Origin of the sequence: Luteibacter sp. dw_328, assembly GCF_018449605.1 — a bacterium.
Taxonomy (GTDB): Bacteria; Pseudomonadota; Gammaproteobacteria; order Xanthomonadales; family Rhodanobacteraceae; genus Luteibacter.
On sequence record NZ_JAAVUW010000011.1, the window covers coordinates 23,870 to 41,635 of the forward strand.

16 protein-coding genes and 1 tRNA gene are annotated in these 17,766 nt (G+C 62.5%); 6 read left to right on the plus strand and 11 right to left on the minus strand.

What is annotated here, in order from left to right; all coding sequences use genetic code 11:
- Positions 1-5: 5 nt before the first annotated feature.
- On the plus strand, positions 6-1,523 hold the full coding sequence (locus HB634_RS21885; protein WP_255548778.1) for a serine hydrolase: 1,518 nt from the start codon (positions 6-8) through the stop codon (positions 1,521-1,523).
- Positions 1,524-1,659: 136 nt separating this feature from the next.
- Here HB634_RS21885 and HB634_RS21890 read toward each other — a convergent pair whose 3' ends face one another.
- Entirely contained in the window at positions 1,660-4,074 is a 2,415-nt protein-coding gene (locus HB634_RS21890) for a DUF3772 domain-containing protein (protein WP_213950104.1), read from the minus strand.
- Positions 4,075-4,235: 161 nt separating this feature from the next.
- Between HB634_RS21890 and tpiA the strand changes: the two genes are divergently transcribed.
- The 4 genes from tpiA to HB634_RS23085 all read left to right on the plus strand — a co-directional run bounded on the left by tpiA (position 4,236) and on the right by HB634_RS23085 (position 6,201).
- Positions 4,236-4,988: a triose-phosphate isomerase gene (tpiA, locus tag HB634_RS21895; RefSeq protein ID WP_063570659.1), complete on the plus strand. Its 753-nt coding sequence runs from the start codon at positions 4,236-4,238 to the stop codon at positions 4,986-4,988.
- A 22-nt stretch (positions 4,989-5,010) separates the two neighbouring features.
- Positions 5,011-5,445, plus strand: a complete 435-nt coding sequence (gene secG, locus HB634_RS21900; protein WP_213950105.1) for a preprotein translocase subunit SecG — start codon at positions 5,011-5,013, stop codon at positions 5,443-5,445.
- 32 nt (positions 5,446-5,477) lie between these two features.
- Positions 5,478-5,562, plus strand: a tRNA-Leu gene (locus HB634_RS21905).
- Between the two features lie 126 nt (positions 5,563-5,688).
- Positions 5,689-6,201, plus strand: coding sequence for a YcxB family protein (locus HB634_RS23085; RefSeq protein ID WP_213950106.1), 513 nt, complete (start codon positions 5,689-5,691; stop codon positions 6,199-6,201).
- 513 nt (positions 6,202-6,714) lie between these two features.
- Here HB634_RS23085 and HB634_RS21915 read toward each other — a convergent pair.
- The 3 genes from HB634_RS21915 to HB634_RS21925 all read right to left on the minus strand — a co-directional run bounded on the left by HB634_RS21915 (position 6,715) and on the right by HB634_RS21925 (position 10,268).
- Positions 6,715-7,185: a hypothetical protein gene (locus tag HB634_RS21915; protein WP_213950107.1), complete on the minus strand. Its 471-nt coding sequence runs from the start codon at positions 7,183-7,185 to the stop codon at positions 6,715-6,717.
- A gap of 166 nt (positions 7,186-7,351) precedes the next feature.
- Entirely contained in the window at positions 7,352-8,785 is a 1,434-nt protein-coding gene (locus HB634_RS21920; protein ID WP_213950108.1) for a hypothetical protein, read from the minus strand.
- Positions 8,786-8,846: 61 nt separating this feature from the next.
- Complete coding sequence (locus HB634_RS21925) at positions 8,847-10,268, minus strand: hypothetical protein (RefSeq protein ID WP_213950109.1); 1,422 nt, start codon at positions 10,266-10,268, stop codon at positions 8,847-8,849.
- Positions 10,269-10,415: 147 nt separating this feature from the next.
- Between HB634_RS21925 and HB634_RS21930 the strand changes: the two genes are divergently transcribed.
- Positions 10,416-10,988 (plus strand): cytochrome c, encoded by a 573-nt coding sequence (locus tag HB634_RS21930; protein ID WP_345777526.1) that lies wholly within the window; start codon positions 10,416-10,418, stop codon positions 10,986-10,988.
- Between the two features lie 49 nt (positions 10,989-11,037).
- Here the strand turns inward: HB634_RS21930 and HB634_RS21935 are convergent, their stop codons facing one another.
- The 7 genes from HB634_RS21935 to HB634_RS21965 all read right to left on the minus strand — a co-directional run bounded on the left by HB634_RS21935 (position 11,038) and on the right by HB634_RS21965 (position 17,665).
- Positions 11,038-12,441 carry a hypothetical protein gene (locus tag HB634_RS21935; protein WP_213950110.1) on the minus strand — a complete coding sequence of 468 codons (1,404 nt, stop codon included), beginning with the start codon at positions 12,439-12,441 and terminating at the stop codon, positions 11,038-11,040.
- Between the two features lie 79 nt (positions 12,442-12,520).
- The gene (locus tag HB634_RS21940; protein WP_213950111.1) at positions 12,521-13,312 is read right to left on the minus strand and encodes a c-type cytochrome; all 792 of its coding nucleotides are present in this window, start codon (positions 13,310-13,312) and stop codon (positions 12,521-12,523) included.
- Positions 13,309-14,934, minus strand: a complete 1,626-nt coding sequence (locus HB634_RS21945) for a cbb3-type cytochrome c oxidase subunit I (RefSeq protein WP_213950112.1) — start codon at positions 14,932-14,934, stop codon at positions 13,309-13,311. The genes HB634_RS21940 and HB634_RS21945 overlap by 4 nt, the downstream gene beginning before the upstream one ends.
- Positions 14,924-15,493: a hypothetical protein gene (locus tag HB634_RS21950; protein WP_213950113.1), complete on the minus strand. Its 570-nt coding sequence runs from the start codon at positions 15,491-15,493 to the stop codon at positions 14,924-14,926. Before HB634_RS21950 ends, HB634_RS21945 begins: the two co-directional genes overlap by 11 nt.
- A gap of 9 nt (positions 15,494-15,502) precedes the next feature.
- A complete protein-coding gene (locus tag HB634_RS21955) occupies positions 15,503-15,676 on the minus strand; it encodes a hypothetical protein (RefSeq protein ID WP_213950114.1) in 174 nt (57 codons plus the stop codon).
- 13 nt (positions 15,677-15,689) lie between these two features.
- Positions 15,690-16,916, minus strand: a complete 1,227-nt coding sequence (locus HB634_RS21960) for a c-type cytochrome (protein ID WP_213950115.1) — start codon at positions 16,914-16,916, stop codon at positions 15,690-15,692.
- Positions 16,913-17,665 carry a c-type cytochrome gene (locus HB634_RS21965; RefSeq protein WP_213950116.1) on the minus strand — a complete coding sequence of 251 codons (753 nt, stop codon included), beginning with the start codon at positions 17,663-17,665 and terminating at the stop codon, positions 16,913-16,915. Before HB634_RS21965 ends, HB634_RS21960 begins: the two co-directional genes overlap by 4 nt.
- Positions 17,666-17,766: the final 101 nt, after the last annotated feature.

The following is a 17,766-nucleotide window of genomic DNA, read 5'->3' on the forward strand; positions in this document are numbered from 1 at the left end:
GACCGATGGACCTCGCCGACTTCGACGCCTATGTCGACGCCACGCGCAAGCAGTTCGACGTTCCGGGTATTGCGGTGGCCATCGTCAAGGACGGCAAGATCGTCCTGGAGATGGGTTCGGGCGTGCGCAAGCTCGGTGATCCGGCCAAGGTGGACGCGCATACGCAGTTCGCCATTGCTTCGAACACCAAGGCGTTTACCGCGGCGTCGCTGGCGATCCTTGCCGACGAAAAGAAGCTCGACATGAACGACCGCGTGGTCGACAGGCTGCCCTGGTTCCAGATGTCCGACCCTTACGTGACACGCGAGATGCGCATCCGCGATTTGCTCGCGCATCGCAGCGGCCTCAGCCTGGGCGCCGGCGACCTGCTCTACTGGCCGGCCACCACCTATACGACCCAGGAAGTGGTGCAGCGTCTTCGCTACGTACCCCTGACCAACAGCTTCCGTGCCGAGTACGCCTACGACAATATTCTTTTTGCCGTCGCCGGACTGGTGATCGAGCAGGTGTCCGGCAAGCCCTGGGCCGACTTCATCACCCAGCGCATTTTCACCCCGCTGGGCATGACCGAATCGCAGACGCATGCGCCCGAGCACATCGGTGCCGGTGACGACATCGCCACCGGTCACGCCAAGTTCGATTTCAAGGATCTGAAGCCGGTCGAGCCGATGTCGTGGAACAACAATCAGGCGGCCGGTGGCATCTACTCCAGCGTGCACGACCTCTCCAAGTGGATGACGATGCAGCTCGACGGCGGCGTCTACAAGGACGGCGCCGGCAAAGAGCAGCACCTCTTCAGCGAAGCGCGTCAGAAGGAGATGTGGTCGCTGCTCACGCCCATTCGCATCGCCGAGCCCAGCGTGCCGGAGCTCAAGGCGGCGAAGCCCAACTTCTCCGGCTACGGTGAAGGCTGGTTCGTCTCCGACTACCGCGGTCACAAGCTTGTCTGGCATACCGGCGGCTGGCCGGGCATGGTCTCGCGCGTCACCATGGTGCCCGACCTCAAGCTGGGTATCGTGGTGCTGACCAACCAGGAATCCGGTGCAGCCTTCCAGGCAGTGACCATGCGCGCGCTCGACGCGTACATGGACGCGCCGAAGACCGACTGGATTGCCGCTTACGCCGCCGGTGTGCGCAAGTCCGAAGGCAATGCCGACGACAGCATGAAGAAGCATGAGGCCGCACGTGCGAAGGGGTCGAAGCCATCGCTTCCGCTCGATGGCTACGTCGGCACGTATCGCGATCCCTGGTACGGCGACGTCAAGGTGAGCAAGCAGGGTGGCAAGCTGGTGATGAGCTTTGCGAAGACCGCCCAGCTCACCGGCACGCTGGACCCGTGGCAGCACGACACCTTCATTGCCCACTGGACCGACCGCTCGCTCAACGGCGATGCGTTCGTGAACTTCGATCTGACGCCGGACGGCAAGGTGCGCGAGGTGCGCATGGAGCCGGTGTCACCGCTGACGGATTTCAGCTTCGATTTCCAGGATCTGCGTCTGGCGCCGGTTGAGGCTGCGAAGTAAAAGTATCGCCGTGCTGAAGTAAAAGCATCGCCGTGCTGAAGTAAAAGCATCGCCGATGAATCGGCTCCCACACAAAGCCAGGAGAAGTGCCGGCTCGTTGTGGGAGCCGCTTCAGCGGCGATAGGGTGCTAGCGAATCAGCTGGAAGGATCGTCCGTCGACGCCTTAGGCGCCGAATCCGCCGTCGGCCCCATCCCCTCCGACACACTCCCGCCGCCACGCAACACCAGATCCTGCGGCCGCAGCAGCGGGATATCCGACTTGCGCAACCGCGCGATGATGTCGAACAGCAAGTCGCTCTTCACGTTACCGACATCGCGCGGACCACCCACATAACAGGTCACCGCAAACGTCATCGCTGCACGGTCGACGTTATCCAGCGTGACCGACGCGGCGGGCGTCTCCAGCACCTGCTTGTGCGCATGCATCGCTGCAAGCATGTGCTCGCGCGCCTCCATCGGATCGGTATCCAGTGGCATCGGCAACTTGATCAGCACGCGACCCTGCGGGTTCGCCATCGTCATGTTGCGCACCGGCTTGGTGATGAACGACGAGTTCGGCACGATGATCGTCGAGCGGTCGGATACCTGGATCTCCGTGGCACGTACGTTGATGCGGCGGATATCGCCTTCGGCATCGTCGAGCACCACCCAGTCGCCCACCTTCACTGGCCGCTCGGCCAAAAGGATCAGGCCGGAGATGAAGTTCGACACGATCGCCTGCAGACCGAAGCCGATACCGACCGAGAGGGCCGAGGCGACCCAGGCCACGTTCTGTACCGACAGACCCATCGCCAGCAAGGCGATCGCGACGACGATCACGACGCCGACATAACCCAGCAGGGTCGTCAGCGAGCTGCGCATGCCGGGATCGAGATTCGTCCGGGGCAGGTACTGCTCGGACATCCAGTTCTTGATCACGCGCACGGCGAGCAGGCCGAGGAAGAACAGACCGATCGCCGTGAGGATCTGGTCCGGCTTGAACTCGAAGTTGTAGATCTTCAGCGTCTGTAGCTTCGTGCCCAGCGTCAGGATGTCCGATGCCCCGGCACCGAAGCCGGAGATCACGGCCACCAGGCCGAACATGAAGAGCGCCAGGCGCACGATGCCCGAAAGCAGCACGCCGGCCTGGTCGAGCAAGCGCGGATGCGTGCCGAAGATCGCCTGCGCACGCGCGCTCATCGGGCCCTTCTCCGAGAGCAGTGTCTCGAACAGGTCGTCGACCAGGCGCATCGCGAGGTAGGTGGCCGAGAGCACGATGATCGTCCACACCACCTGGCCCGCCATGAACGAGGCGAAGGCGACGAAGCCGGTGAGCAATCCGATCCACGATGCGACGATGGCGATCCACGCTGCAGCAATGAACAGGCTCGCCCAGATCGGACGCGGTGCCGGCGCATCGCCGTCCTCGTTGACGGCATGATGCGAACGGCTCAGGCGCACCAGTGCGATCGCCGTGAGCGTGGTGAGCACAAGTGCCTGCAGGCTGCTGGTCATCACCGTGGCGGCGAGGCTGGTGCCGATCGTGCGGTTCAGTTCCTTGAGGAAGTAGAACAACACCACGGCCAGGGAAAACAACATCGGGAACCGGCGCAGGCTGAGCGCCGTCTCGTCCGAGAGAGGCGGCAGGCGCCACGACGGCCGCTTCGCCGAGATCAGGGCACGGCCAAGCCCGGCGATAAAGGCGCCGAAGAAGATGATGCGGACGAGGGCCTTGGCCATCGCATCCGTATCGTCGCTGAAGGTCTCGTCCCAGTTCAGGCCCAGATACAGCAGCTGGGTACCGAGGCCGGTCGTGAGCGCCGAGGTGAGCGTGATGCCGAGGATGAGCGCCGAGCGGCGCAGGCGCCCCGGTGGCATGCGGTTCGCCGTGAGGTGGCGGGCGCGTTGCTCGAGATAGAAGCGCACGCCCGTCATGAGCAGCACGCCGAACAGGGCGCAGATGATCAGGGCGACGCGGTTGCCGTCGGTCCAGCTCTTGACCAGATCGGTCTTTACGCCGCCCGCAAAGTCGCTCAGGTTGGCCGAGTCGCGCGGAAACGCCTTGGCCGGCTCCGACCAGAAGGGACGCGACAACGGCGACGCCGTTCGCCGGGAAAGGAATTGCTGGAAACGGATGCGGCGCAGGTCGGCAAGCTGGCTGGTGGTCTGCTGCGCCTCCAGGGTGATGCCGTCGGCCTGCTTGATCTGCGCATCGACGGCGTCGAAGGCCTTCTGGGCATCCTTGCGCGTGGCAGCCAGCTCCGGCGCTTCCTTGGTGCCTGCCGCCGGGGCGGGGCCGAGCTGGTCGAGGCGGGCCTTGGCCGCGTCGCGGTTGGGCGCGAGCGAGCTGGAGACTTTCTGGGATTTGCCGGCGACATCGCCCGCCTGGCCGCGCAGGTCGTCAATCACCGAGTCGGTGATGTTGTCGTCCTTCATGCCCTTCTCGATCTGGTCGAGTTGGCCGCGGAGGTCACCGATCTGCTTGCCCGGGTCGTCGTCCTGCGCTTGCGCGAAGGCGGCGACCGAGACGGTCAAAAGGAGGGCGGTAAAGAAAATTCTCAGGGTTCGCATGCGGGGATCATCGAAGGCGGGACGAGGCAGGTCAATTGCGAGGGTTATGCGATACCCTCGGTGAACGTCGCGTTCGGCGGCTTTTATGCGGCGTTGCAGCTTTTGCCGCCGGGGGAGCCGCCGCTATCCTGCCGCCCCTTGGCCCTGCCCGGAAGCAACCCATGCGCAAGAAGCTCGTCGCCGGTAACTGGAAGATGCACGGATCGCGCAAGATGGCCGATGGCCTGGTCCGCGAGATCGTCGAGGGTCTGGAAGATGGCGTCGACGTGCTGGTCATCCCGCCGATCATCTATCTGGCCGACCTGGTCCATAAATACGGTGATCGTGGCCTCGGCTTCGGCGCGCAGACCATTTCCGAGCACCCGGAGCAGGGCGCGTACACCGGTGAGATCTCCGGTGCGATGGTTCGTGACGTCGGCGCCAAGTGGACCCTCGTCGGCCATTCCGAGCGCCGGCAGTACTATCACGAGACCGACGCGCTGCTATCGAAGAAGTTCAGGACGGCCTGCGATGCCGGCCTCACGCCCATCTATTGCGTCGGCGAGACGCAGGAAGAGCACGAGGCGGGCAGGGCGGAAGAGGTGATTGGCCGCCAGCTGGCCGCCGTGATCGATGTCTATGGCGTAGAGGCTTTCCGTACCGGCGTGATCGCCTACGAGCCGGTCTGGGCCATTGGAACGGGTCTGACGGCCACCCCGGACAAGGTGCAAAAAATTCATGCGTTCATCCGTAGCCAAGTGGCAAAAAAGGATGTTAATATCTCGCTCCTGACCCGGGTGCTTTACGGTGGCAGCGTCAAGCCGGCCAATGCGGCCGACCTTTTCGCCCAGCCTGATGTAGACGGGGGATTGATCGGCGGAGCCGCTCTCGTAGCCTCCGACTTCCTGGAAATTTGCGCCGCGGCGCGTCGATAACGCGACACGGCAAACAGAAGATATGTTCATCCTCTTCAGCGTTCTTTACATCCTGGTCGCGGCAGCGATGATCGTGCTGATTCTTATGCAGCGCGGCGCCGGTGCGGATGCAGGTTCGGGTTTCGGTGGCGGCGCGTCCGCTACCGTGTTTGGTGCACGTGGTTCGTCAAGCTTCATGACGCGCGCCACGGCAGTCCTGGCGGCACTGTTCTTCGTGCTTAGCCTGGGCATGGGTATCTACCTCGGTCGCTCGGGCACGCCCCAGCCGGCCGCGGATCTTGGCGTGATGTCTGGTGCTACCGTGCCGGCCGCTCCCGCCAACAACGCTCCGGTGAAGCCGGTCGCGTCGGACGTGCCGCAGGCACCCGTCGTTACCGCTCCGGCAGCGAACAACACCGATGTTCCGGCCGCAAAGCAGGATGCCACCAGGGCACCCGCCGAGCCGGCCAAGAAGTAATCAGCGACACCGCAACACGCTGTAAAAGTTATGCCCAGGTGGCGGAATTGGTAGACGCACTACCTTGAGGTGGTAGCGGCTTAGGCTGTGGGGGTTCGAGTCCCCCCTTGGGCACCAACATAGATCCGGAGACCTCACCGGATCGCAGAGAAACCCGCGAAAGCGGGTTTTTTTGTGGGCGTTTGTCGACGGACGGAAATGCCCTTATATTCCGCCCGGGGAACGATAAGGATCATCACGACCGTGGCAATCACCGTAACAGCGCCGCGGACGTTCTTCCGCACATTCGCCATCGCGGCCCAACTCTGGTTTTCGGCTCCCTCAGGCTACGTCACCGTCGCCTTCATGTTCGTGCTCATCACGTTCTCCTTTCACAATCCTGCCCCGCTATGGCTCGCGGCGTTGGGCGGATTGGGATGGGTCGCTGCGATGTTGCCCTTCCTTTTTGCGCTCCAATCATGGAGGACGCTGCGCGCAACGAGAGACTCAGGCGCACCTGTCTTCAGCTTCGACGAAGAGGGCGCTGCTTGCGCAAACGGGGCCATCGTCACTCGTCTCCCTTGGTCGGCAATCCATCGCATCAAATTCGATGCGAGGACTTGCTTTGTCTACGTGACGCCGCGTGCGGCGTGGTTCTTCGGGCGTGATCTTTTGACTAAGGACCAGGAGGCGGCGCTTTCCGATTTTGCCCGACGTTTCAACGTCAAGTTGGAAGGCAGCGCGCCGCCGGAATCTATATCCAGCGAGGCACTTTGATGTCGCTGAAAATGGTCGCAGCGGGGAACGTGAGGGAGTTGAAGGTCCAGGACGCGGGTCGATGGTCGAGACTGTGAGGGAGCCATGCGCAATGAAATGATGTGTCCAAGTTGTGGGTCAGCCATTCACCCCACATTGTTTGAGTGCCTGCCCGCCTACAGCAGAAAGCAATACAAGTGTCCTCGCTGTGGAGCATGGATCACTCTTGACGGGCGATCTCGGTTCATCATGTTTGTCGTGTACATCAGTGTTTTCATTGCCGTGCTTTGGCCCATGTTTCTTTATAAAGACGAGCTTCGCCGGGCTCTTCCCTTGGAACAGCATGTTTTCGGGATACTCGTTGCGAGTCTGCCCGTCATCGCCTCGGCGGTAGCCACACTGCTCCTGCTTAAACGGATCGCAGGATGGGTGGTCGCGCCGAAATCAGATTGGGATTTTCCAAGTTGGACGCGCCAAGGCAAGTAGAGGGCGTCAGGCAATCTGGCATCCTGAAGGAAAAGCCAGGTTCGATGACTAATGCGTTGGCAGAATCCCGTGGTCTGCAAGCCACGAAAGTGCAGCCGCTATCGCAATGATGACGCATCCGATCGACATGGCGTACCTAAGACGGTGCTCACTCGATCGTGCAAATTTCGGCGCCTCGTATGGCGCCCAATATGAGTCGCCTGCGACCTGCATTTCCCAGGGCCCGAAGCTTTCACGCCGGTAAAAAAGTGCCTTATGGGGTTGTAAGACGGCTCCCAGACTGACGAGTAGTCTGTCAAACCCAACGAGCCCACCATCCACCTTGGCGATGACAGCATCGCTGCCATCTAGCAGCCATGCGTCCGTTCCACCACGCAATGCCGTGACCGTAACGACCTGCTTGATCGTTGCATAGGGAATCGTTCGAGCGCGAAATACGGTGGCAATGGTCAGGCCCTCAGCGTCGATCTTGATGCTGAAAGATCGTGCGTATAAGTATCCCCATACCAGAAGGGTCATTAAACAAGCTCCGATTACGCTGCAAGCAATAGCTGACCCCATGCTCGGGCGCGTTGGTGCAGCGGCAACGGCGTACAGCCCCGCGGCGAAAACAAGCACGATAAGGCTCAAGAGAGCGTAAGAGTTCCATTTGGGGAAACGGTATTCCATAGTTTCTCAGCGGTTCCTACAGGGCATGTCCATCAGTGTCATAGACGCGAACGGGGTGCGCATCGTCGTTCCCGCCAACTCCCAATCGCGTCAGTGCAACAGCGCGGCCATCACGCAGGGCAATCCAGTAGGTCGGGCTTCTAGTCCGCGGTCCTTTGATCAACACGTCGTCGCTCTCCATCACGAACACGGCACCGTCAAGCAGCTCCGGGTGTGCCCCAAGCTCCGGAAGTTTGTTTGCTTCACTCATCTGCATGATGAATCGCTTCTTGGCTCCGTCGTCGAATGTCCTCGCACCGACGCCATGCTGGATCAGGAACTGCTCGCCAGGATTGGCCAGTATGGCGCGGCGAAGCGCGGTCGACGTAACGGCCGTATTCAATGCGGTCGCTATCCCATCAAGATCAGCGGTGTTTGCAAGCGCCGATCCTTTGGCTTTCAGCGACGCGGAGACAACCAGGTTCGACGGGCCAGCCGGGAGACCTGACAAGACCAGCAACGTATCCGAGGTCGAGTCGAAATCGCTGGGGAAAGGGTCCGTTTCGACGCTCTCGATGGCGAAGCGCGATTGCAGCGAGGCGTAGGCTTCGGGCGCGATGATTTGCGCCTTGAACCGCGTGAAACTGTCCCTTATTCCTGCTCGAAGGGCGCCGTCGAAGTCTCCCTGCGCAGGCATGAGTGACAAACGGATTCGGTTGGTCGACGCTGACGGAAGCACGCCAGCAAGCGCCTGGGATAGCTCACCCGCGAACGTCTTGCGACCGGAGTCATCGTGCCATGGCAGCATCAGCGTGTTCTGCGAGTCGGAGGAGAACACCACGTTCGAGCCGTCCGTGAAGTTCGCCTCGACGCGTGCGTGGGGGTAATCATCCGAGTGAGTGGCACTGTCCACACCCGACGTGACGGCATCGGCAAGCGGCTTCCCCTGCCGCACGCGGTTTCCCCAATCCACAATGCGCTGTCGCGAGGCCTGCGATGGAGCGAGGGCCACCATGCCCTTTACTTGCTCATCGATCATCGTACTGGCGTGATTCACGGTTGAGCCAAACAGGGCGAGGTCGATGCTAGATTGGGCTGGCGCGCGCAAGGCATGTACCAGGGCATTCACAGCCGGGGTCGGAATGCTCTCGGCTGGGACGTTCGTGATGTCGCGCGCCGGCAGCCGGCTGCCGTCGTCGGAGCCCTGTGGGATCCGGCTCTGGCTACGCGTCCCGTAGAGAACGTAACCCGATCCGCGTGGCTCGATGACCCAATGCGAGCGAATCGGCGTAAGCGGGCTGTAGCCGTCCCAGTCGTCGTCTATGACGATACGAGTGAGTGCGGCGGAGCCGGCTGGTGGATGCAGGGAGCCCTCCTGCCGCGAGGGCTTCGTGCAGGACGACATCGTCGTGGCGATTGCCAAAGCAGCGGCCAGTCTCAGCCCGATCCCAAGCCCGTTAACCTTGTCCATGGACACTCCGTGGCACAGCCGTTTCGCGCGGCCGGATGATCATGCGGCTCGACCCATAACGCTATAAAGCCTTCCCGGCAGCGTCATAGACCTTGCCGAAGCATTCATCGGTGTTCCCCGCGCTTCGCCAATCCTCGTCCGGAACGGGCACGCCAGCACAGAGTCGATGACCGGTCGCACGGTATCCGACGTAGCGCTTCCACATGACGGCACGGTGATCACGCAGCGCCACCCAGTACGTTGGGCAACCACCCTGCATCACGATCACAGCACCGTCGAGAAGGTGCGGATGCGTTGCGAGCTCAGCCAGCTTATGGGCCTCGGCCATCTGGGTGACGAATTGCTTCTTTGCTTCCGCATGAAATGGCTGAATGCCGATGCCATGCTCCATGCGAAAGTCATCCTTCGGAGCCGACAGCATGGCTTGATGCAATCCCGTCGCGGTAGCAGCCGTGTTCAAGGCACCCATCATCCCGTCCAGGTCCGAGGGCTTCGCCAATGCCGGCCCCTTTATGGCGAGCTTCGTGCGGAGGCTCAGGTTCGGCGGCCCACCGGGAAGGCTGACGGTGACAAAAAGCCCGTGTGATGTCATATCGACCGGATTGATATCGCGGATGGTGAAGCGCGACGTCAGTGCCGCATAGGCCTGCGGCGCCACGATCTGTACCTGGAACAGGGCGTAATCCTCACCCATTCCCGTCTCGAGGTAATCGTGCAATTCGTCCGGGGAAGGCTTCCCGGAGAGTCGCCCTCGATTGGTGGACGTCGGCGGAAGCACAACGGCGAGTGCCTGAGGTAACTCCGCGGAGAACGTAGTGTGTCCTGAGGCGTCGCTCCACGGGAGCAGGAACATATTCTGCGAGCCGGAACGGAACACCAGGCTCGATCCGTCGGCGAAGCTCGCCTCGACGCGGGTGTGCGGGTAGTCATCCGAGTGCGAGTCGGTGGCCACACCCACAGTGATCGCATGGGCCAAGGGGTCGCCCTGCCGCAGGTTGGTCGCCCAATCCAGGATGCGCTGTTGCAGCGCCGGCGACGGATTCAGGGCCATCAGCCTCTGCACCGTTTCGTCGATCGTCTCGCCAGCGTGATCGATCGCCGCGCCGAACACGGTGGGGTCAACCGTCTGCTGCGGTGGCGCTCGCAAGGCGCGGACCAGCGCGTCTACGGCTGCTGCGGGTACTGGCTGGGCGGACACATTGGTGACGTCGCGCTGGTCCGTCCGCGAGTAATGGGGTTGTGTCTCCATGTGTTGTCGACTGTACGTCCCGGAGAGGACGAATCCCGATCCCTGCGGCTCGATCACCCAGTGGGCGAGGTGCGGCGATGTGGGGTTGAGGCCAGCCCAGTCGTCGTCGATGACAAGGCGAGTCACCGCGGAAGTCACCGGCTCCGCAGCCTTGCTGGGCACCGAACCTGTCGCGGCGATCGTAAAGGCCGCGACCCACCTCAACCCAAGCGCGACGCCAGTAACCTTATCCATGGAAACTCCGGGGCACAGCCGCAGCATGCGGCCCGGTGATTATGCTTGAACCTGCTACAGGCCGCGTGTACCGGACTCCAGAGTTGAGGGCCTGCAGATCGACGGCTTAACCTCGGCGTCCTTCCCCTGGTTCCAAGGACCTGATCCGTGAATCGCTTGCACACCATCCTCGCTACCGTCGCCGGCGTAGCCGCGATGGGCGCCCTGGGCGCCGCCGCGTTTGTCTATTCGGGCGCGTACAACATCGGTGCTGACGACCCGCACAGCAAGGCGACCTACGCGGTACTGGAAGCGCTGCGACAACGGTCGATCCAGGCGTACGCCTCGGGCATCAGAGTGCCCGATCTGTCCGATCCACAACTGATCCTCAAAGGTGCCGGGCAGTACGCGGCGATGTGCACCGAGTGCCATCTGAAGCCCGGGCAGAAAGACTCCGAACTACGTCCGGGCTTGTACCCGCAGCCGCCCAACCTCTCGCAGACAAGGGTCGAGCCCGCTCAGGCGTTCTGGGTCATCAAGCATGGAATCAAGATGAGTGCGATGCCTGCCTGGGGTGGCAGTCACGACGACATGACGATCTGGAGCATGGTCGCCTTCCTGCAAAAGCTGCCGGAGCTTACTCCGACGACCTATAAAGCAATGGTGGCGCAGGCTCCGCCCGATGAAGACATGGATACAGACATGGACATGGGTGGTGGCCAGGACCCTCAGGTTCATTGATCTCCGGCGTACTAGCTCACCGGTGCATCGATCTGTTCGGGTGTGATGTCTAGAGGGCCTTTCCTTCGGAATCATAGACCTTGACGATGCAGTCGTCGGAATTCTTGCAAACGCCCAGGCGCGTCAACGCGACCGTGCGCTGGTCGCGCAGGGCCACCCAGTAGATCGAGCCTCTGCTTCGCGGGCCTTTGATGAACGGGCCGTCATCCTCGGTCACCATCACGGCGCCGTCGAGGAGCTCCGGGTGGCTAACGAGTTCGGGCAGTTTGTGAGTTTCGCCCATGCGCGCGATGAATCGCTTCTTCTCCGAAGCTTCGAATGACGGCATGCCACTGTCTCTCAGGATGCGAAACGCATCACTCGGAGCCGTTTGCATCGCTTGGCGCAGCGCTGTTGCCCCAACGACCGTGTCCAACTCATCCGTCATGACGCCCAGATCTTCTGGCGTCGCCAGAGCCCCTCCTTTGACCTGCAGTGGCGTCATAAGGCTGAGGTTTGGCGGGCCGCCGGGAATCTTCACGGCGATGAACAATGAACTCAAGGTCGTTCCGTCCGCACCGGCCATGTTGTCCAGGTCGACGTCGTCGATGACGAGGCGTGTTTGTATCGAGGCGTACGCAGCGGGCATGAGGATCTGCATTTTGAACCGGTGGTAGTCCTTAGCTATCCCCTTGCGAAGCGCGTCGTCAAAGTCCTCTTGCGACGGCGGTCCTGACAATCGCATATGGTTGGTCGACACCGGCGGAAGCAGCGCTGCCAGAGCTCTTGGCAAATCCGCCGAGAACGACTTTCGACCGGTAGTGTCGCGCCACGGCAGCATGAGAACGTTCTGCGAATCGGAAGAGGACACCAGCCTCGATCCGTCAGCGAAGCTCGCTTCAACCCGCGTCAGGGGGTAATCATCCGTGTGATAGGTGGCCATGCCCGACTTGATCGCATCCGCCAGCCGCTGAGGCTGTCGCAGATCATTTCCCCAGTTGACGATGCGCTGCTGCAATGGCGCGGGCGGACCCAGGGCCGTCAGGCTCTGCACGGTCTCGTCAATCGAAGCGGCGGCATGGTTCACGGTAGGGCCAAACACCGCCAGATCGATGCTCGGTTGAGGTGGTGCACGCATGGCACGCAGCAGCGCATCGACGGTCGATGTGGGTACGACCTGCGGTGGGACGTTGGTGACGTCGCGGTCCGCCGCTCGACCCTGGTCGGCGGGCAGCGGGATATGTTGCTGACTGTGCGTACCGTAGAGGATGAATCCGGTCCCTGCCGGCTCGACCACCCAGTGGGAGCGGACGGGCGTAATGCTGCTGTACCCGTCCCAGTCGTCATCGATGACGATGCGGGTGAGCTCGGGGGTACTCGGCCGTGGCGGCCTTAAGCAAGCCGACAACGTCGAGGCGATCGTAAAGGCCGCAGCCAGCCTCAACCCAAATGCAACGCCAGTCACCTTATCCATGGAAACCCTGGGGCACCGCCGCGGCATGCGGCCCGACGATTATGCTCAAACTCAGGGAGGTCGAGAAGCCGTCGCTCGCTCAGCGCGTTCCCGAATAATAATCAACCGAGGCGTCGATCTCTTCGGTCGTCATGTTCCGCGCGATGTTGCGCATCTGCGCGCTGGTGTCATTACGCCGCGTGCCGTGCGCAAACGCTTCCAGCTGCGTCTTCAGGTAATCGCGCGGCTGCGGATCCAGCCATGGCACGCCCAACTTGGCGGTCAATCTGCCGTGGCAGGATCCACAAGGCGGAATGTTGCGCATGGGCGCACCGGTGGCGACGATGTCCGGTGCCGACTGCAGGTCCTGCGTGGCGGGTGACTGCTGGCGGGGCAGGGAGGCGTAATAGGCAGAGAGGTCGCGCAGGTCCTGGTCGTGCAGTTCGGCGACCAGCGGCGCCATCACGGCGCTCGCCCGTGCGCCGCTCTGGAAGTCGCGAAGTTCCTTGTAGAGGGACGAGGCGTACTGGCCGGCCAGGGTGGGTGTCTGCGACGTGCTGACGCCGCGCAAGCCATGGCACATGGTGCAACGGAGTGCCAAGGTGGCGCCCCGACCCACGCCGCCGCCCGACGACGGCTCGTCCAGGGTGGTCGGCGTCATGACGACCTCCGAGACCTTCACCGGGGACGTTACCGGGGCACTGGCCTCACCCAACCACGACCGGGGCACACCGGCGGCGCTACAGATCGAATTGAGCAATCCCTTGAACAGGGAATCGTCCTGGGCCGAGGGGAGCCAGACGAAACCGACGAACACCGAAAACACGAGAAGCAGGAACGTTCCGCCGACACTGCCGACGAACCAGCGATTGCGCAGAAGTGGGCCGCTCATGGCTTTCCTCCGACGAACACGGGCGGAACGCGTCCCTCAGGCGTCATCATCAGCTGCACGATCGGGTAGCCGTAGTTGGTGATCGTCAGCGCGATCATGAGGCCCAACCACAGTCCCAGCCCGTTCAGTGCCCAGGGAAGCGACACCGGCTCATGCACCGCGCGGCTGAAAGTGAACGGCTCCGGATCCACCCGCGCCGCCGAATGATTCCGGATAAGCACCGTGAGGAACAACGCCGCCGACACCACGAGGATCGCACCGCCGATCGTCGACATCACGACGGAGACACCCTCGGCGAACATGCCTGGCGCGGTGTAGTCGTAGAAGGCCATTCGTCGCGGCATGCCCAGCAGTCCGGCGTAATGCCAGGGGAAGGTCAGCACGATCATGCCGATGAACCACAACCACAACTGCCAGTGCACGAGCCGAAGATTCAGCAGTGCGCGGCCTGTGAGGTGCGGCCAGAGATCGTAGGCGAGAGCGAAATACATGATGACGATCGCGCCGCCGAAAATCAGATGGAAATGCCCGGTCACCCACTGCGTGTTGTGGATGGTCGAATCCAGCTGGTAACTCATGTTGATCAGCCCGCCGGCGCCACCGAAGCCGAGCATCACAAAGGACAGGGCCAGCGCGAGCATCTGTGGATTCGCCCACGGCAGTGCCTTGACCCAACCGAACAGGCCCTTGCCGCCGCGAAGGCGAGCGGCGATCTCCACCGACGCGCAAATCGTGAACACCGTCAGCAGGGTCGGCACGGCGACCATGGCGGTAAAGATGGAATGGACCACCTTGAACCCGGCACCCACTTCCGGATCCGCGAACAGATGGTGGATACCGATGGGCATCGCGAAGACGAGGAACAGCGCGAACGAGATGCGCGCCATCGAATCGCTGTACAGCCGCCCGCCAATGGCACGGGGGACGATGGTGTAAAACGCGATGTACGCCGGCATCAGCCAGAAATAGACGATGGCGTGGAGCGTCCACGAAAAGAGGACACGCGAAAGTCCGGCATTGATCGTCGTCGCGAAACCGAGGGCGACAGGCAGGATCTGAAACAGCAGTTCCAGCGCCGCGCCAACGGCGGTCCATCCCCAAAGATAGGCGCCCGCCACATTGGCGAACATGGCCAGGGGAACCGGTGCGCCGGGATGGGCACGCTTCCACACATACAGGTTGATGCCCATCAAGGCGACCCAGACCCAGGAGCCGACCACCACCAGGACAACGCCAATGTAGTAGAACGCGTTGCCGATCATCGGCGGATAGAACGTGTACAGGACCGAATCCAGCCCCATGGCGACAGGCACGACCGCGGCCACCGAACCGATGATGATCATGTAATAGCCGGCCCAGGCCCACCGCCGGCCGACAAGCGGCTGCCCCAGCGCCGCTTCGGATATGAAGTAGCCGAACCCCATCGCGACCAGGGTTGGGAACACATAGCCCATGACGGTGCCGTGCGCCGTGACCGACCGGTAATAGAGGTCCGCGTTGCGCAGCCAGCCATGCAACGGGCTGCGGATGAACATCTGCCATTCACCCAGGAGGATCGCCACGCCGAAGAGCGCGAAGGCCAGCCAGAAGTGCGCGAGGATGAGTCGCTTGTTATAGATCACAGCTGGCTCTCCTCGTCGGGCCGACCAGTCTGGCGAAGGCGTCCGGTTCGACCACCTTGACGTTCGCCCACATGCCCTCGTGCCCCGTGCCGCAGAACTCGTGGCAAGGCATCAGGTGGTCGCCGGGCTTCTCGAAGCGGGTCTTGAAGGTAGAGATGTAGCCGGGTGAGACCATCGAGTTGATGTTCGTGCCGGTGATGAGCATGCCGTGGATGACGTCGGCACTCGTCACGCGGAAGGTGACCGGTGTGCGCGAGGGAACGACGATGCACTGAGGCGTGAAGGAATACTGTTGCCCGACGATTCGCACGGTGACCGATCCGTCCGTCTCCACGGCGCTGCCGAGATTGCTCTCGACGAACTCACCGGAGACATGCAGGGTGGAAGGATTGATTGTCTCGACGCGCGAAGGGGGCATCGTCGCCCAGTGGAGCCCGGTAAAGATCACCATCGCTACCAGCAACGCGACCAGACCCACCATGGTGAGCGCCCAACGATTCTCGATGCGCTTGGCGACGGCTTCGCCATCATGTGGATCTGCGGGAACCGCTCGGGCCATGACGAGTCCTTAGTGAAAAATGACGCCACGCGGAAGGAAGGCGAAGAAGTAGAAGAGGAACCACATCAGGAAGACGACGGCGACAGCGACGCCGGCGACCATCAAGGCGCCCCGCGGACCGGCACGCACGATCTCATCGACACGTTTGTCTTCGCTGCCAGGTTCTTTGTCGATATCGCTCATGCAGGCTGTCCTCTTAATCCAGCGGCGCCGAACGCAACGCGTTGACGTCCGCGTCGGTGACGGCGGTGCCACGGTTGTTCCAGGCGGTGCGTATATACGTGACCACGGCAGCGACTTCCTCGTCCGACAGTCCTTGTGCGAAGGGCGGCATGCCGTACGGCCGGGGGTTGCGTATCGTCCCGGGCGGATAGCCGCCGTTGAGAACCATGCGGATCGGATTGACCGACGAGGTCATCTGGATCGACTGGTTGCCGGCCAGCGGCGGGAAGTCGGATCCCTTGCCTTCACCCTGCATGCCGTGACAGGTGGCGCACTGGGCTGCGTAGATTTTCTTGCCCAGCGGAAAGAGGCGAAGCTTGTCCTGCACCTCGGCCTGCGTGGGCGCGCTCGATGCGCCGGTAGCTGGCAGGGCTTTCAAGTACACGGCCATCGCCCGGATATCGGCGTCGGAGAGGTACTGCAGGCTGTTATGGACGACTTCGGCCATGGGACCGTAGACCGCGCCGCGCGCGGAAACGCCCGCCTGTAGCAGGTCGGAGATGTCCGCGATGCTCCAGTCGCCCAGTCCGGCCTCATGGTTGGAGGTCAGGGAGGGCGCGTACCAGTACTGCATGGGAATGAGTCCGCCCTGATACGCCGCAGACGCGGAGCTGCCACCCAGGGCATTGATGGCGGTATGGCACATCGCGCAATGACCGGGTCCCTCGACGAGGTAGGCGCCGCGATTCCAGTCGCTCGACTTCGACGGATCGGGTTTGTACTCGCCCTCGGTGAAGTAAAGCGTGCGCCACCCAAGGAGGAGGGTGCGGTTGTTATACGGAAAGCGGAGGTCCTGCGCGGTGTTGGGCCGATGCACCGGCGGCACCGTTTTCAGGTACGCGAAAATAGCGTCGATGTCCGGCCGGGTCATCTTCGTGTAAGCGGCAAACGGCATGGCGGGGTAAAGCAACATGCCCGACCGCGAGCGGCCGGTGCGCATCATGTTGTAGAACTCGTCGGCAGTCCACGCGCCGATGCCGGTGGCGCGGTCGGGCGAAATGTTCGGCGAATAGAGCGTGCCGAAGGGCGTCGACATGGGGCGGCCACCACCGAAGGGCTTATCTCCCGGGTTGCTATGGCATGCGATGCAGTCGGAGGCGCGTGCCAGGTATTCACCGCGCGCGACGATCGACGTGTCCTGTCCGTATCCGGCCTGTGCCAGAACCAGCAATCCGAGCGCGAACCAGCGATGCGTTCTCATCGGGCTTCACTACTTTGGCAAGTGAGTGCCAGCTTGAGCGAACCTTCGGTGGCCGGCGCGGGGTTCGGTGGCGAGGGCAGGGACGATAGGTACGCCGCGGCCGCGGCGATATCCGCATCGGAAAGCAGGACGGTGATCTTCTGCATGCAGTTGGGCTTCGCGGAGACGCGTGCGCCGTAGCGCGAGGCGCCGAGCTGGGCGCTGATGTACTTGGTGCGCAGTCCGAGCAACCCCGGGATATCGGGCGAGACACCCGTCAGTGAGGCGCCATGACAGGCGACACACGATGGAATATGCCTGCGATCGTCGCCTTCCAGGGTCAGCTTCTGCCCCAGGGCCATCACGGCCGGTGAGACATCGGGCTTGGGCAGCGTCGGGAAGGGCGTTTGCTGCTCGGCGAAGTATTCGGCCATCTCCTGGAGATAAGCGTCAGGGAGGTACTCGAGCAGGTAGTTCATGGGCGCGTACTTTCGCTGCCCGTCCCGAAAGGCGACCAGCTGGTTGTACAGATAGCGTGCGGGTTTGCCCGCCAGCCTGGGGAAGTAGTCGTCGTTACTGCCCTCGCCGCGCAGGCCGTGGCAGGTGGTGCAGGCCATGACCCGGGTGGCGATGCTGTCGGGCGCCGTCACCGTGCTGCGTGCCTGGGCGTACACGGGGCCTGTGCCGATGAGAAGCGCCAGGCACAGCACAACCCCGGCCACGTAACGGCCGACCGCAAAGTCACCGATTGTACGGTGTTCGAGAACCATCGATATGACACCCCTGCCTGTGACGTGACCGGAACGCGGTTGCGAGCCGGACATCCTGCCCGTAGTCACGGTACTCCCGAAGGCGGGCGAAGGATTGAACA